The sequence below is a fragment of the Desulfoplanes sp. PS50 genome, from assembly GCF_053851535.1.
Window position 1 is genome coordinate 1 of record NZ_JBSPZA010000044.1, and the last position, 16,342, is coordinate 16,342.

Annotated in this window: 12 protein-coding genes; 2 read left to right on the forward strand and 10 right to left on the reverse strand. The window is 46.7% G+C overall.

Annotated elements, in window-relative coordinates; all coding sequences use genetic code 11:
* A partial coding sequence (locus ACTVJH_RS14495) for an IS1634 family transposase (protein ID WP_455992205.1) occupies positions 1-611 on the forward strand: 611 nt, incomplete at its 5' end.
* A 295-nt stretch (positions 612-906) separates the two neighbouring features.
* On the opposite strand, the gene ACTVJH_RS14500 is transcribed toward ACTVJH_RS14495, so the two are convergent.
* The 10 genes from ACTVJH_RS14500 to ACTVJH_RS14545 form a co-directional block, all read right to left on the reverse strand.
* Entirely contained in the window at positions 907-2,544 is a 1,638-nt protein-coding gene (locus tag ACTVJH_RS14500; RefSeq protein ID WP_455992207.1) for an ATP-binding protein, read from the reverse strand.
* Between the two features lie 77 nt (positions 2,545-2,621).
* On the reverse strand, positions 2,622-3,407 hold the full coding sequence (locus tag ACTVJH_RS14505; protein ID WP_455992210.1) for a hypothetical protein: 786 nt from the start codon (positions 3,405-3,407) through the stop codon (positions 2,622-2,624).
* Between the two features lie 10 nt (positions 3,408-3,417).
* Positions 3,418-5,214, reverse strand: coding sequence for a BREX-1 system adenine-specific DNA-methyltransferase PglX (pglX, locus tag ACTVJH_RS14510; RefSeq protein ID WP_455992213.1), 1,797 nt, complete (start codon positions 5,212-5,214; stop codon positions 3,418-3,420).
* Between the two features lie 308 nt (positions 5,215-5,522).
* Positions 5,523-6,164 carry an REP-associated tyrosine transposase gene (locus ACTVJH_RS14515; RefSeq protein ID WP_455992215.1) on the reverse strand — a complete coding sequence of 214 codons (642 nt, stop codon included), beginning with the start codon at positions 6,162-6,164 and terminating at the stop codon, positions 5,523-5,525.
* Between the two features lie 273 nt (positions 6,165-6,437).
* Positions 6,438-7,001, reverse strand: a complete 564-nt coding sequence (locus ACTVJH_RS14520; protein ID WP_455992233.1) for an ATP-binding protein — start codon at positions 6,999-7,001, stop codon at positions 6,438-6,440.
* 82 nt (positions 7,002-7,083) lie between these two features.
* Positions 7,084-9,030, reverse strand: a complete 1,947-nt coding sequence (pglX, locus tag ACTVJH_RS14525; RefSeq protein WP_455992218.1) for a BREX-1 system adenine-specific DNA-methyltransferase PglX — start codon at positions 9,028-9,030, stop codon at positions 7,084-7,086.
* A 159-nt stretch (positions 9,031-9,189) separates the two neighbouring features.
* Entirely contained in the window at positions 9,190-12,756 is a 3,567-nt protein-coding gene (gene brxC / locus ACTVJH_RS14530) for a BREX system P-loop protein BrxC (protein ID WP_455992221.1), read from the reverse strand.
* A gap of 105 nt (positions 12,757-12,861) precedes the next feature.
* A complete protein-coding gene (locus ACTVJH_RS14535; protein ID WP_455992223.1) occupies positions 12,862-13,437 on the reverse strand; it encodes a DUF1788 domain-containing protein in 576 nt (191 codons plus the stop codon).
* Positions 13,434-14,033 carry a DUF1819 family protein gene (locus ACTVJH_RS14540; RefSeq protein ID WP_455992226.1) on the reverse strand — a complete coding sequence of 200 codons (600 nt, stop codon included), beginning with the start codon at positions 14,031-14,033 and terminating at the stop codon, positions 13,434-13,436. Before ACTVJH_RS14540 ends, ACTVJH_RS14535 begins: the two co-directional genes overlap by 4 nt.
* A gap of 376 nt (positions 14,034-14,409) precedes the next feature.
* The gene (locus ACTVJH_RS14545) at positions 14,410-14,949 is read right to left on the reverse strand and encodes a DUF4410 domain-containing protein (protein WP_455992229.1); all 540 of its coding nucleotides are present in this window, start codon (positions 14,947-14,949) and stop codon (positions 14,410-14,412) included.
* Between the two features lie 692 nt (positions 14,950-15,641).
* Here ACTVJH_RS14545 and ACTVJH_RS14550 point away from each other — a divergent pair.
* Positions 15,642-16,091 carry a hypothetical protein gene (locus ACTVJH_RS14550; protein ID WP_455992231.1) on the forward strand — a complete coding sequence of 150 codons (450 nt, stop codon included), beginning with the start codon at positions 15,642-15,644 and terminating at the stop codon, positions 16,089-16,091.
* Positions 16,092-16,342: the final 251 nt, after the last annotated feature.

Sequence of the window (16,342 nt, forward strand, 5' to 3'; positions counted from 1 at the left end):
TCAGATCAAAGGTGCGCGGCGGGCAAAAAAGATGGGGCTCCAAGCATCTGATCCAGCAACGCTACAAAGAACTCTGTGGCTCTCTCTACCTTCCCAAGGATCTCTATGATCTTGATTTCAGGGTCTCGAACCAAAGACTCCAGCTGTATTTTCGTAAAAATCATTACCGGATAAGCAAACACATCGCCAGGTTCGGAAAAAATATCATTGTGACATCATACCACGATTTATCCACCGATGACATCGTTAGGGCCAGCCTTGATCGATATCAGGTGGAAAATGCCTTCAGGCAGACAAAAGCTGGTGAATTCGGAAACTTCCGCCCCATGTGGCACTGGACCGACTCGAAGATTCGCTGCCACATATTTTCATGCATAGTGGCCCTGACGTACCTCCGCTTGGCTACACTTTGGCTGAACCGTGCAGGAGTCGTATGCAGTCCCGACAGTGCCATGCAGTCCATGCGAAACTTGAATAGCTGCTTATGCTGGCACACTGGCAAAAGAAAACCCGCCAGAATGCTTGAAGAACCAGACCCTGAACAAACAGCTATCCTCGCTGCCATAGGTTACAAAATACAAAATGGGGTCTTACAAAAAGCCAAAGCGTAATTAATTGATATTATAGTATTTTTGATGATTTTTGAGTGATTAAGCCTGAAAGTCGAGTTTGGGAATGCCGACCGTCCGTTCGACGAGCGCTTCTATTGAGTATTCAATATTTTTTTCACATTTTTTTCACATTTTTTTGCAAAATAGAAAAAGCTTGTATATTAACATGTTATTGGGATTTACTCGCAATCCTATTAACCTCTAATTATGTTTTGACAGTTATTTGGGCTGGTTTACCAGATAGAAAGATAGGAGAACGCACTTGGGTTATCGATCAAACGCCTTGATAGGATGATCATGAAAGACGATATCGACGCCACCGTTTTTCTCCATTGTATTGTATTTTTTTACTTTCAAGAAGTTTTTTGAGGGCTCCTCTGAGTCGATGTTCGGTGATTTCATGTCCAAGACGGTCTCGAATCTCACCAAATGCTGAATTGGGATATCTTTGGAGATCCTCAACAATCAATGCTTGTAATCGGTGAGGTTGGATGCGGCTTAAGGTTGTGGTTGTGGGAAAGTGGGCCTTTCTGAGCATTTTGGGATTTACAAAATAGCGAGTGCCTTTGGTTCTGCCTGTTTGCTGTATGATATCATATCTAAGCAATCCTTGGATCCAGGGTGTAATCGCTGAAGTATCAGAAAGATCCAGAGTGTCTGCAAGTTGTATGGAGGTCATCCCTTCTGTTTGAACTAAAATGCCTAAAGCTATACGTTCCTTTTGTGAAAGATGAAAAGCCCGATCAATTTTGCCTAGAAAATCAATTAATTCTGTTTTTATTATGCGTCGAGGGATTACAACTTTCACACTGTCGTCACCTTCTGTGACAACTGGAAGACCACGTCCTTGTGACGTGAGTACTTCGTAAATCAGATCGTAACCACTTCCTTCACGCTCCATGAGTTTCAGATCATGAAAAAGACGAGCGAGGCTATTGTTGCGGCGTACGGATTGATGCAGGATATTGTGAGGAGTTACTCCGAGAGGAAGGAGGCCTGGATTTATGATTTCTAAACTGTCTGGATGCAGATTGATGTATATGTCTCCTCGTTGGGAGTAGGGACGATGAACTAATGCGTTCACCAGGAGCTCACGTACGACTCTCTTATCGTATACAGGAATTTGTTGTCGGAACATACCTTCTGGTAGTTCATAAAATTCACGAAAATCTGGTGTATCGTCCCATACAGCATCCAATAATTCCATTGGAGTGAGGCAGTGATCATCCCAGCTGATCTTGTTGACCTTGTTATTATCTGCGTCATATTTGATCAATTGGATTATGGGAGCTGTACCCAAACGAACTCTATCATGTGAGTGACCAATGCACAGAATCCCTAAGTTTGTTAACAGATCGCCAATTGCCAAATGATAATGATCAACAAGTTCCTGATCCGTTTTCTCTTTGACAAAATCTTTGACACGGTCTGATTTTCGAAGTCCTTCCGTGAGTTTGGATAGCTTAAACGGATCATGAGAGCTTCTTCCGATGCCAAGGGTTGTCATGGTTTCCCACGGTTGCGCATTGCGCTCATTAATGAGCCGTGTAATCTCCTCGCCAACAAGAGGCCTGGACTCATCGCCAATCCGCAAATAGAATCTACCGTCGGCTGTAGATGCAGGGTTGTGGGAGCGAGGAATTGTTACTTCGAGGTATTCCCCTTGATTCGTTTCGGAAATTTTTTTTTGAACCGCGGGGTAGACATTTGAAGTCAATTCTCCAATACGCCGTTCGATTTTTTCAACAAGGCCCTTGGGAATGATTTGATTATCTGGCGGATGTTCTTCTCCATCTTCAATTCCTATCAGCAGTCGACCACCTTGTGCATTGGCAAATGCTACACCGTCTTTGGATAATTCGGAAAAATCGGCGGTTTTTCCTGTGACCGATCGGATGGATTTAATGTCAAAAGTTTGGCCTTCAACACTCATTGAGTCAAAGCTCCAGTGAATAAATTGCTATTGAATTTTGTCGCTGCAAAAAAACGGTGTGCCATATTTTATGTTCGTTATTGATAAGATTTCCAGATAGTTGATAGTTCATCGAGTATATCTAGCATTGATTTGTATGCTCTAATTATATGGCCGTGCTGATTGATTGATTCTGTTAGCGCGATTGAAAAACGTAATGGCTTTGTACCACCGAATACGTAACAAAACTTTCCATCTTTACATTTTCTTTTCAGTATTTGAGATACACCAACTTCTATTTCAGATGGTATTCTATGCTCGAATTGTCTTCTGTAATTTATAACTTTTTGGTTGAAATCTTTTGAGTCAATGTTGTCTAAACATTCCAAAAATAGATTTAAATCAATTTCTTGCCATTTTTTGAATTGATTGATTGTTTTTATGCTGATTTTATATTCATCGTCAGGAAAGCAGCGTTCTTCCCAGCCAGGATCAGAAATCAGTCTTGTTAGATGGAGCAGATAGCTTAAGTAAAATGCAAATCGTTGTTTTATCTCATAAGGTGCGAGCATCATGCTTTTGATGTCATTACGTGCTATCAAATACAGTAAGTCAACTCGCTCTTTTTGTTCTAAAGAGTTCATAATTGAATTCCATGCCGTGCACGTTCTGAGATTTTCACGAAATAAGTTAATTTCCCCCGAAATTATTCTTATCGATTCGTGCTGAATGGTGCATGCTTTTATCCACTCAGTATTATTATTATTATTATTTTCCCATTTACCTTTCGAGATGTCAATCAAAGGTAATTCCAAACTAATTTCATGGCGTTTTTCATAGAAAAGATCTTGTAATGCAAGGTAATCATCTTTGAGAAACATCATCCCTCCGAAGTTACTCCGCCTGCTTCCCCGTAACGTCCTTCACCTCGGCCAGCAGTTTCCCGAACTTTCCATAATTCACCTTTACCCCGTCATCCAGATCCAGGGTGATGCGTTGGTCGGCGTAGTGGCGCAGGAGTTCGTCAAAGGATCGGAGTTCTTCCTGCTTTTTGAGCATGGTGGTCAGTTGTTTCTGGAACTTTTTGGATGCGCTGGCGGATGAGGCCTTTTCCTTTTCCTCTTGCAGGTATTGGATGAGGGTGGCGTATTTGCCTTGCAAGGGGGTGACGTACATGGCCCGCATGCGGGAGAGGGTGTTTTCGTTGTACCGGTGCAGATAGACCAGGCATTCAAAGGCCTTGTTCTTGCCCGAGGAAAAGAGCCAGTAGATGGGGCGTTTTTTGTAGATCTTGAGATGGTGGTCCTTGAAAAAACTGGTGCTGATGAATCGCCGGATGGTTTCTCTGGGCTCCTCACCCCGTTTGGGGGACAGGGCATCGGCTACGAATTTAAGGTTTTCTTCCAGGGTTTCCTCGTTCCAGGCGAGCTTGAGAAATTCCTCGAACCGCTTGGAAGCATCGTCCTCGAACCAGTTCATGTCCATGACCGGGACAATACCGTCATCATCAGCCGGGAAGGTGGTGTAGCGGGTGGAGTCGAAATCTTTATTTCCTGAATGAGCGTAGATGAGGCCGGGTTCGTCAAGGGAGTAGCGGCCCATCATGCAGCCGATGGCGTAGGAGATGAGTTCCTTCATGGTGTCGGTCAGAAGAAGGGCATCATACTCTTCCTGGGTTTTGCCAGGACCGTAGCGGTAGTGGGGGTTGCAGGTCAGGGTGATTTCGTGGCGCGGGACGTCGGGGGTGAGTTCGTCTTGGAGGCCGTAGGCTTCGATGAAGATGCGGTTGTTTTCTTCTTCGAGGTGTTGGGTTTGGAGAGTTATTGAACGCCAATGACGGCGTAATGTGGCGTAGGTTGTGGGGATAGAATTGCATTTGTGGTTGGCAGGTTGTAGGGAAGAGGTAGTAAAATCCCAAGACGTTTCGTAAGAGTCCCAGTCAAAGGTAGCCAACTCTAAAGTTGTCTTGACTACATCTTTGATGTTTTCTTTTTTTCCAAAAAATCTTGAGTAGTTAATAGGCATTCTTCCCAAACTTGTAAGCCGGTAATCCAATGTAGGGCTAATTGAATGCATGAAGTAAGTAACGACTCTACTGTTTAAAAATCCTAATAAAAAAAATAAATCATCTTTAGATATAAAAATTGAAGGTGATGTGGAATCGTAAGCCATTCCATCTGGATAAAATCGCATTGCAAATTTTCCTGAACTTACCCTGCTCCAACTCAAGCATTTTTTAAAAAAGAATGCTTTACCTCTAAGAGGTGCTCCATTGTAAGTTATTGGAAGATTATGGTGTTGATGAATGTCTTTTCCTTTTTTTTCCCATAAAAGTATATATTCTTGATTCCCGTACCATTTTCTAAATTTACCACCTTTTCTGTGTGGAAACCATTTTTTGCCATAATCTGTTAATGGTGGAATCGATATTTTAGAATAATTTACTTCGTACCATATTTTTAAAAAACGGTTATTATCACCAGTATTAATCCCTTCTCGAATAGTGCATACGTCTGATAATTGGCTTCCTTCTGAAAAGATGGATAATGCTTTCAGTGAAAGCCAGTATGTAATCGGAATCCCAGGAATTTTTTTAAAATCCTCGGCCGAAGCCCGGAAAAAATAATCTTCAGCCCGTTTTTTTTTGGTATCCGCTGAAATATAAGTATTCGCAGTCATCTCATTATCCATGATCGTTTCCTTCAACGGGGTTGATTATCTTGTGGCTTGTTCAAGCTGGATGCTGGTTATTTGTTTTTCCCTGGGAACGGCCAATGGGTTTAAGCTTGCCTTGTCTGCGTGCCGGTCATCTCCATCAGCTGTTGCCGTACCGGGAGTCCGTTGCTGACCAGACGGTCGGCGTTCCCAGGAGAGACACAATCCATTGTAGGTCGACCGCCTGCATGGGGCCGGGTAAATAGGATCGGTCGCCGTTCCCAGGAGAAAAGGAGAGACACAATTTATTTAAGGGGCCAAGATCCAGCTGGAAAGCAAGGTTTTCATGGCTGACCATTTGTCAGAGTACTGCTCCAGGGCCAATCCGTTGCCTTTCCCACCAGCCCGGCTTTGACCGGGTTATTCTCTATATATCTGATTACATTTGTAAAATGTTTTTCATCCCGGATGAAGCGATCCCAATACTCTCGATGCCACACCGGCATTGTTTCTTTCCTGGGAACGCCGAGCGTCTGCTCGGCATATTGGGTTCTCTGCACCCCCGTTGTCATCTCCCTGATTTTCTTCCCTGAATATCCCTTCCACCCCTGTACGATTCGAGCCAGACTCTGTCCTTCGTACACCCGGATGAGTACGTGTATATGATTGGGCATGACTGTCCAGGCAATCAAATCATAGCGAAGCCCGGCGTGATGCTGCCAATTCTCAATGATCATTCCGGAGATTTTTGGTTTTTTGAGTACACACGACCCGTATCCGTCATCGATCCAGGACTCGATGCGTTTACGCTGCTCGAGCGGTCTGGCCTCTTTGGGCATGTTCTCCAGCCCTTTTCTGAGTCGGGCAAGGGCAGAAGCGGGCAGGCTGTCGGCCAGATGATACGTGATCATCTGGAGCAAACCCGGATAATCAAAGTGAGGAAGATAGCCTCTGCTGTGCCAGTTGGGATGAGGTGCCTGGATCATTGTCTTTTGCCTGGTTGGCGTATTTCTGCCTGTTTTTCCTGGGAACGCCGAGCGTCTGCTCGGCATTCTTTTCGGACGGATGAAGGCGTAATGGTTGTGTTGCCTATGTTGGAGTTATTTTCATCAGCCGTTGGTGGCGCGGGAGTCTGTTGCCGAGCAGACGCTCGGCGTTCCCAGGGGAGGACTGTAGCCGTGACTCTAGCCGTGACGACTTATCCCCCGACTCTACCCTTTGACCGTGCCTCGCTCCAGAGACGATTCCGTCAGGCGATTTTAATCCTTCTTTGCCAGCAGGAGTTTTTCTTTTTCTGTTAGCCGATATTTCTGTAGTCGGCTATTGGGTTTGTCCGGGATGGTATACTCTACCTTCCTGATTTCAATCAGTTTACGCATGAGATCATTCAAATAACGGGTTGGCTTATCTTTCCCCAGTTTTTGGGCGATTTCTGATTTAGCCAGTGGGGAAAACCTCAGTAGCCTCAGGATCGCATGGGTCATATCTGACTCTACCCCTGACTCTACCCCTGACTGGGCCCCTCCAGCCAGAGCCCTTTTTTCTTCCTTTTCTTTGACCGCCTCATGCACCGGCAACCGTACCTGAAAATATCTATGATCCTCATCAAATTCAAACTCAGCCTCGGGCGAGCCATTGTCCTGCATGGCGTGTTTGATTTTGGAGATGCCTGTTCCTCTTCCTTCGGTCATCTTCAATTCTTTTAAAAACTCACCGATGCGCCGGTTGCGGTAGCGGCGAGGATTGGCCCGGCCCTTTCTGAGTGCCTCGAGTTTAACCGAGCGATCCGGGCCTGGATAGCTGAGGATGGTTGTTTCGCCTATGTTGGAGTCATTTTCATGACCAGTTGATGGTGCGCAAGTCCGTTGCCGAGCAGACGCTCAGCGTTCCCGGGGAAAACCAGGGTCATTTGGCAGCGGTTTTGGCTGCCTGGATGATCTCCAGCGCTTTGGGGCCCTGAACGGCTGCGCCTCTGAAGTCGGAAAGACGGACATATCCGCCTTTGTACTCAGGGTTATGGGTATTTTCCAGCGTAAAGGTGCAAATCGGTACAGTAGCCCCTTCAAAGCCGGAATATTCAAGCTGGATCAACGAGGTGATCGTTTTTTGTTCAATCAGGAAACTACGAAGCTTTTCGTACGAAGAAATGAACATCCAGACAAAAGGGGACATGAATCCAAGTTGGCCGCCCATGGTGCTCATTTCCAAATCACGCACTATAAAAGCGGCAAACAGGTCTGCCTTGGTATCCGGATAATTGTCTTTGAGAAACTTTTTGATCGCCTTGTTCTGCCCCTTGCTCCCCATGTACGGCGGGTTGGCCACGACACAGTCGTACTTACGTCCCAGCATCTCGGCCTGTTGGACAAATGCTTCCACGCGTTTTGCCAGGAATCGGTGTTCATCGTCCCTTTTCCTGGCGGATTCCAGGGTTTCGGTAAATTTCTTCAGCTTGTCAGAGATGGATTCCGGGACGCGCAGCAGGGAACCAAAGGTCTTGGCGTCATAGAAGAGATTCAGAAGCCTTGCCAGGTCTTCTCGTGAGACTTTGGGTTCCACCGTGGTTCTGAGTGGGGCCTGGGTTTCCTTGGGGTTCATGAAAAAAAGCTGACGTTCCCGTTTGCCGCCCAGATCGATGACCTGCTTATTCAGGAGCCGGGACGCTGTTTTTTCGAAGTCCAGATCCTTGCTTTCCTGAAAGGCCATGACATTGAGGTTGACCGGTTTTTCGGGATCGAGAATGCGACGGTCATCACCTCTGGCCTTCATGAGCAGGGTGAAACGGGCCATCTGGGCGGCGCGGTCGTCGATATCAAAACCAAAGAGATTGTTTTCAAGAATCAGCCTGGGGATCTCCCGAGGGCGGTAGCCCAGTTCCCTGTAAATGGCGTTGAACAGGTCATAGGCCTCGGCCAGGATATGACCGGAGCCGCATGCAGGGTCCATGAAGGTCAATTCTTCCGGATTGAGTTCCGTTGGAGTGATCTCTTGCAGGGCGTCCATGACCCCTTGGGGCTGCTCTCCCGGTCCGATATAATACTCCATCTGTTCGGCAAGGGGAGAGTCCGGATAGGTCATGAGCCATTTGCGGCCCAGGGTGTTCTGGACCATATACTTGACGATCCAGTTGGGGGTGAACAGCTGGGTGGCGGCGGGAATATCCTCGTCTTTGACCACATTGCCGATGACCTGATCCTTTTTTTCCGAGATATAAAATTGATAGAGCCAGCCCACGATTTCGATTTCCTGCCAGTCCTCTTCGGGAATCGTGTTCACCAGCTTGCGGATAGGCGAGTCGGTCTGCAGAAGATTGTCCGGCAGGAGCAGCTCCGTGGCATCGTTTACCCATTCAAACAGGGCAGGCATGACCTTGTTCAGGGCATTGCATTGTGTGACCAGAAGCATCCGGTACAACTCGGCATCCTTGTCCCCGGCCAAGCGCAATTCCACAACCTTGTCCCGGTCCAGTCCTGGCAGGTCCACGCTGGAGGCCTTTTCCAGAATCTCCGGGATATCCGATCCGTTGGGATTGCTCAAAACCCGGTAGCCATGGCCAAGATAGTCGTGAAGTTCCATGTACCGGAGGGCACACAGCCGATTGAACCAGGTATAGGCGATTTCCTCCATGAGCTGGGAGAATCCCCTGACACGGATACGCTCTTCAAGATTCTTGCGGTGCGTTGCAATGTCCTTGGGGAACGGCGTCCCTGCAATAAAGGCCAGGTCCCCTTTTATTTCGACCGGTTCGATACGATCTTCGGAAAGTCCAAGAGCCTTGGCGCGGTCGGAGATGACCTGAATGAATTCCTTCCGAGCGCTCGGGGCATAGGATTTGAGGATGGATTTGTTCATGGGAGTGCCTGTCGGATGAATGATGTTCTGATATTTTGTATGATGTTGCAGGGAGCATAGACGCTCGGGGTATAGGCAGAAGGCACTGCTTGGGGTTGGTCCTTCCGCCTGTCCTTTGCTTCAGTCTTCCGCCTATTTTTTTCTTCCGCCCGCCTTTCCCTACTGCAAGCGTAAGCGAACCCCTTCCTTCAATTCCTGCAACAGTTTCTGTTTCAACTGAGCTACAAAGATTTCCACATCCTCGGGGGTTTCCAGGACATTTTTTGTCACCACCGAGGAGAGTGTGACGGGCTTGGTCTTTTTCTGCGGGGGTGGTTTGGAATCATCCTTGTGTTTCTCTCTTTCCATGGCCTCCCAGGTTTCCGCCATGGCCTCGTCAAATTCCGCAAGCCGATAGCTGATATTTGGAATGGAGGATTCCTCGCTTATGCGCAGCTTGATCTGCTGCAGGGGATAAAGAATCCGGTTGCGGACATCCGAGGAAGGGCCGATCTTGTCCAATTCATTCGTGAGAGCTTTGATTTTTGATTCGATGCTCATCAGCCCCTTTTCCCGGGCCTGGGCGAGCATGAGCTCGTTGATCTCACTGAGCTTTGTCACAAGGGGATTCACGTCCTTGATCATACCGTAGGGGGCGGGATTCTTCCGGATTGCCTCCAAACGTGCCAGTGCGGCTTTGCCTTCGGGATTTTTGTTCAGCGCGGTTTTGTTGGTCGTAAAGGTTCGCAGCGCATCCCTGAGACTTTCCCAGGTGGAAAACTGGTTTTCATAAAATCCTCGGAGGTCGTGGAGATCCTCGGAGGCTTCCAGGATCTCATCCGTTTTTTTGTTCAGGGCCTGGATAAAGGCGAAAGTGTCCCGGATGGGCAACAGACTCGAGGTGATTTTTACCCCTCTTTCGATTTCCTGGGAGCCAGGATAGTCACCGGTCTGGGCCAATTGCCGATACCGGGTCAGATCAGCGTCCCATAAGTTCAGGTTCGCGCGAATCGTCTTGACCAGATCCACGAGATCTTCGGGACCGATCTTGCCAAAGGCTTCCTGGCATAATTTTCGGGCTTTGTCGGTCTCTTCCCGTGTTGGCAGCTTGCGTTTGATGATCTTGATGGTTTTCCACTGGCCGGCCTTGAGCATAGGACCGACGGCTTCGCGGGGTTCCAGGGGTGAGCCGTTGGTCAGCAGATTGATTTCTCCGGCCATGAAAATACGGGCCACCAGCAGGATGATCTCCCATTCGGGCCAGCCGTAGGGTTTGGCAGCGAAATGGGCTACCAGTTCGTGCAAAAGCACGGGGCGGTTCTGGTCCGTGAGGAGGTTCATGTATTCCTGAATCTCCTTGATGGCCTGACCATTGATTTTGGGAAGATCCATCTTGAGTTTGGGCAGGCTGGCATCAGAGGAGAGAAGGACCGCCTTGATCTCGTTGCCTGGATCGCTGTGAAGCCGTTGCAGGTACTCGAATTTGATGTACATGTTGGTAACAATGTACTCGAAGACCTGATCCAGCCCTGCCGAGGCCGAAGGTGCCTTGGGAGTGATGGTCTGGCCCATGGCATGAACCGATGATTCAAGGATCAGTTTTTCCAGCATTGCTGTCAGCCGGGTTGTCCGGTCCCTGTTTTCTTCCTGCCGGTCCCGCAGGATTTTTTTGAAGCTGGATGAAGCCGAGGCATCGCTTTTTTGTCGGATATACTTGTCGGTTTGGATGTGGGTCTGAACTTCTTTTTGGAGAATTTTGCCCTCTTCGTCGGGAAGTCGATACAGGGCGCGGCCCGGGTGCTCTCCGGAATAGAGAACACATTTCATGGAGTTGAAAAGACCGTATTCGGGATTCAGCGGTGTGATGAATTCGATGGCAATTTCGTGATCGATTTTACTTCCATAGGGGCGGTTGTCCAAAATTCTGCCGAACCCGTAGTCGCGCTTGTAGGGTTTGTATTTGAATTTGTTTCTATTTTTGAAAATTTCCGAAAAAATGAGTTCCGAGAGCAGCGCGTTTTCTTCGGTATCGGAAACGGCCATTCGTTTGATTTCCTGCCCCACGTCACGTTCTTCGTTGGTCAAAAAATAATAGCGGTCACCGTTGCGGCTAATGAGGGTCTGTTTTTCCAGGCGCTGGAGACCGGCCTCGATGGTTTTTTTGAGGGCGAGCCGGTCCATGTCCACCTGATCGATGAAAAGAGTCACCAGGTTGTCCGCGTTGGGCTTGATGATATCCACGTACCGGATCAGGAAGAGGGTTTGGAGGAGATAACAGTCAAATGGCGCGTCGAGACCTGGATTGTCCTTGGCCTGGTCGATGGTCATCTTCACCGAGGTGTCCAGAAAGCTTTCAATGGCCGGGTAAAATTCATACAGGGGGACCAGAGCACCGACTTCTTTTTGAGAGATGTTCTTTGCGGCCGACTGGAAGGCATCGAGCATGGACCGTTCCCCTCGGCTTAGATGCATTCCCGTTGCTCCTGCCTTGCGGATGGACTCGAAGATCTTCTGAACCAACTGGAAATGGTATGGCGCGAACGGATAGGTCCGGACAAAGTCGGCACTGTTCTGGTAGGTGGATAGGGTGGCGCTGTCGTGGGTGAAACTGATCTGGCTCTTGAGGATGTCGCCTTTTCCTTCGAAAAGATGTTCCAGATCTGAGCAGGCTGCGATGGATTTTTCCAGCAATCTGACCTGAATGACCTCGTCGGTATTGGAGCTGGACAGGGACATGCGAGTGGAGAATCTTCCCTGGATCTTGGAGTAGTCATTGGCCTTGCTGGATTTGAGATCGCCGAGCACGGCGTCGATGTCCTCCTGCGAAGTGACGATCACCCAGGCCCGTCCCTGGCAGACGCGGCCGAGATCTTCGGTGATGGTCTGCAGGTTGAGCATAAGATGGCCGTCATCACCGATGAACTGACCGGCCTCGTCCACCAGAAAAACAATGCGATGATCCTTGCCCCGCGCGTCCAGATATTTTTTGACCCGCTTGGCAAAGTTTTCAATGGTCATGGACAGGCTTGTTTCGGCCCGGTCGAACCACTCCTTGGCCGACTCCCTGGTCTGACCCAGTGCCCGTGACAGGGCCTCGACGATTTCATCCTGGTGGAAATAAAAGGTATCCCGGTCATCGAGCCATGAATTGCCGGTGGCCTGCTCGTAATCCATGCAGAATTGTTCATACCTACCTTGCTCGGTCAGGTGGCGTTCCATGTCTGCGATATGGGGCGAATCGCCGCAGAAGCCCTGCATTTCGTTGAAAACCCGCCAGAACACAGACAGAATGGTCCCACGTCCATCATTGGAGTCGGCACGGCTGTCGATATTGAAGAGAACCACATCCGTACTCGATCCCGTGGCCTTTTTGATATTGGCCATGAGAAGGGGATCTTGGATTTTGGACGTGAAAAATTCGATGGCCCGCTTGTTCAATCCTGTTTGGGGATCGTTGGCGTTCCTGTTGTTGAGCAGATAGGATAAAATTTTGATGAAATGTGATTTACCGGAACCGAAAAAACCGGAAATCCAAACGCCCATGCGGTCGGTGATGTTCGGATTATCCGGATTTTGCAGGGCATTCACATAGGTATCGAAGAAGGTCCGGAAATGCTGGTCCAATTCTCTGGTCAGGACGTACTCCTCCAACTCCTGCCAGACGATGGAATCTTCCTGCTGTTCCGCCTTGACTACCCCGTTGATGGGCCGGGAAAGATTTTTGTTGAACAGATCCTTGATGAGCATGGCTTGTGGGGGTTGAGGGTTTGTAGGAGTAGACTGAAGGCTGAAGGGGTTTAGGCTGAAGGCAAGGCCTTGGGTAGTTCCTTCCGCTTATCCTTCTACCTGCTTTTACGAGACCAACGAAAAAGCCCGATAATAGTTGCTTTCCTTGAGCCTGCTGAAGAGGCGCAGTCCCTGTCCGGTAAAATGGCCGGGATAGAACATGACCAAAGGAGTGTCTTCCATGAGAGGGTGCAGGCAATTGAGGAGGTTATGTCCCCGCAAAAGTGGCCAGGCATTGCCCACGCCGCTCATGAGGACCAGGTCCTGTTCTTCAGGCTGGGTTATCTGAACGAAATGGTTGGCGATTTTTTGGGGGTGGAGTGGACCTTTGAGAGCCTTGAGCAATTCTTCATTCCCTTTGGTTTTTTGAAGCTTGAAGGCCTGATCGAGGATTTTTCGGTTTTCAAGATATCCTACGATAAGCTCGAACAGGTTGACATGGGTGAACCGAAGATCGGGTTTGCGTTTGTGGAGCTGCCCTTTGACCGTCTCGATGTAGTCTCTGACAAGCAATTCCTTCTCCGGCGGGTAGTCAAAAATGTAGAAGCCGATCTCGTTACCCAGCCCGGCGTTGCTGAGAAGTTCCTCAGACAAGAGGCGATCCGTAATTTTGTTGAGATGGGCGGTGAAGTCATCTGTCATTGTATGGCCTCCAGGCACTTAAGCACGTACTGCTCGTGTGTTGATCGGAGCATGGCCTCCACTTCGGGCGTGAGATAAAAAGGCATGATGGTCTTGGACCGGGCCGAATCGATGACCGCAGCTTCTGAGAGGATGCGAAAGACAACCTGCCTGATCTTGGCCTTTGTGGAATCGGACCAAAGAGCCAGTCTTGGTTCGATATGGCTGCAGTCTTCAAAAAAGCGGTCCCAGTCGAGAATGTGGAGGCGTCCCTTAAAGGTTCTCTTGTGTTCACCGACAACCTTGAGGATGAAATCGCCGACAAGATGATTGTGTTTGATGGCCGCACAAAAAACGGCCTGACAGGTTTGATCGTGTGGACCATCGGCAATGATTGGAAGAAAGGCCGGATCGAGCATGGAAAAACGTTTCCAGATAAGCGTAGCCTGTCGCCGGGCCGCAGCCGGTGATCGCTTCTGAAGAATGTTATCCTGCACGATTGCATCGAGAAAATCTTTTTTTCCCATCCCCTTTCGCATAAGATCCGCTACCAGTCTGCTTTCGCGGACAAGAAGCCCCCCTGCGACAAGCTCCCCGTTATACAGTGATCCGTTCATCTCTCCTCTTGATATCGATCTCGGCCTTTTTTGCCAGCCGTATGTCTGTCACCCAACGTAGTATGCAACTGGGTCCCGGAAGTATCCCTTTTCAAGATCATAGTAAATACTCGGATATAGAAAAAGTCTTCAAATTTTTTTAATATTGATTTTATTAGATAATTTTTTTTACATCCAGACCCAAAAAAGATCCAGGCCACAATTAAACAGATTTGTATGACAAAAAAGTTTTTTTCTCATTTCAAGCGTGCAAGATTTTTGAATGTATAAGTAATGCAATATACGAATCATCGATTTATAGTCGAAAAAAAAGGATGCCTGAAAAAAACAAGCATCCTTTGAATACTATTTTCAAGTAATATATGGATAGATCTGATTATGAATGAGTCAGTTCGTCAGCCATCTCCTCGGCAAATTCTTCATAAAGCCAGTCCAATCTAACAGAGTCCTGTCCTCCGATAGCTCCCCCAAGAGCATATGATGCAGATATTGTGAATTCATCGAGTATTTTCCCGGAGGGGTCTTTTATCATGACACGACCGGTGAGGGAATCATTGCCTGCCATAAAACCAAACATGGCAGCTGTGAGGGTTGAGCGTACGCGGATATCTTCAACTTCAATTTCGATTGTCGGGGATTCCGTCCCTTCTAGGGACTCGTTCAACAAAGATCGTGCGGTCAATGACTTTACCACCTTGTCCTTGAATTCATCCTGGTCAAACTTGATATTGTCGGCGAGATCCTTTTTGGCCTCGGGAGTGAGTGTGATAGCAATTTTTCCTGCCGGCTGATCCTGTGTGATAAATGTGGCGGGAGTGGCCGGGCTGGATAGATCCTTGCGTTTAACACTCGAAGCACATCCGCTGATGATGAAAGATGCCAAAACCAGAACAAGTACCGATTTGAAACTACGCATACAAATTCTCCTTAAAAAAATGAAATGAAGGCCGACGGCTCCAAGTGTAAGATGATTTTGTAATCATATCGTTGCCTAAAGCCGATACTAAAAATCGTGATTTGGCTGTTTAAGGTAAAAAAACCTTTTAATCAACCGGTTAGGATTCGGCATATTGTCATACAAATATGAAACAAAATATTCGGGATGCTTTGCAACAGAAACATTGAATTTTTTTAAAAGTTATAATTTTATAAAAAATATATTATTCTGTATAGTTAATGTATAAACAGATGGTGTAGATTAAAAAAAATGGCAACCTGATAATTGTCCAATCTGGATAGAGACCCTACCTTTTTAAGAAACTAACCCTACCATAAAATTCCTCCCCTTATATCCGAGAATCAATATGTGCTATCGGCTGTTTTTGATTTTTAAATTATATAAAACAACTGTTTATAAAAATCACTGTCAGAAAAAAAATGATTTCTGTATAAGTATAAAATCGAAAAAACCCCCATATGAACCATGAAAAACCCTACCTTTGGACTATCCGTGTTTTCTGTCTTGCAAAACAAACTGTTTCGCGTATAATACTGAAAATTTTTTTTGGCCCGTGTTTGAGTCGTTCTGCTTTTACTCGCTATGTAATTTGGGTAGCGATGAGATCAATTCCTTGGACTGCCCCCTTAAATCTTATAAAAAGCTGAATCATGATACGTTCAAAAATATATTTTATAATTTTTTGTTCTTTTTTTGTACTTATTTTTTTCCCTTTGAAATCTTCATGCCAAGACCGAGACTGGCGCGTTGATCTTGAAGAGTCAGGAAATAAATACATAAAAGAATATTCAGAATGCAGTTTTTTAGAATTGTTGCAAAAAAGAACTGCACTTGAAGAGGATTTTGCAAAGACGTATCAAAAATTATTTCAGATTGATCCTACTTTAAGAATAAAAATTGCGAATTATCAGCGAATACTCAATAAATCTATTGATACATTTAACAGAGTCGATGTTAACTCTCAGGTTATTGATCAGGCAGATAAGCAGTTCGAAAAAGAGTTTCTACCGATTGCAGAAAAAGTTGATCCAGAGATTAGGGATAAGTATGCGAAGGCTATGGCTTTGGATTATTTGTTACTAAAAAGATTTTCTGGTTAACTCTCAAATAGTTACATAAAATAAATTTCTAAAATCTAATGCCCTGGAGTTATTATGTCTGAAAAAGAAAAAAGTATTGAGATTGAAAAAGCAAAAAAAGCAAAAAAATTTTTTTCATTAATAGCTCGACTTTCGGAGTTTATTTTGCTTTCAAAATTAGAACAAACATCCTGAAATAACTAATTTTTTACTTGAAGAGATCCTTGTTTTTTAGTATTTCTCTTGTTTCCACGCAATAGAATACAAAAAAC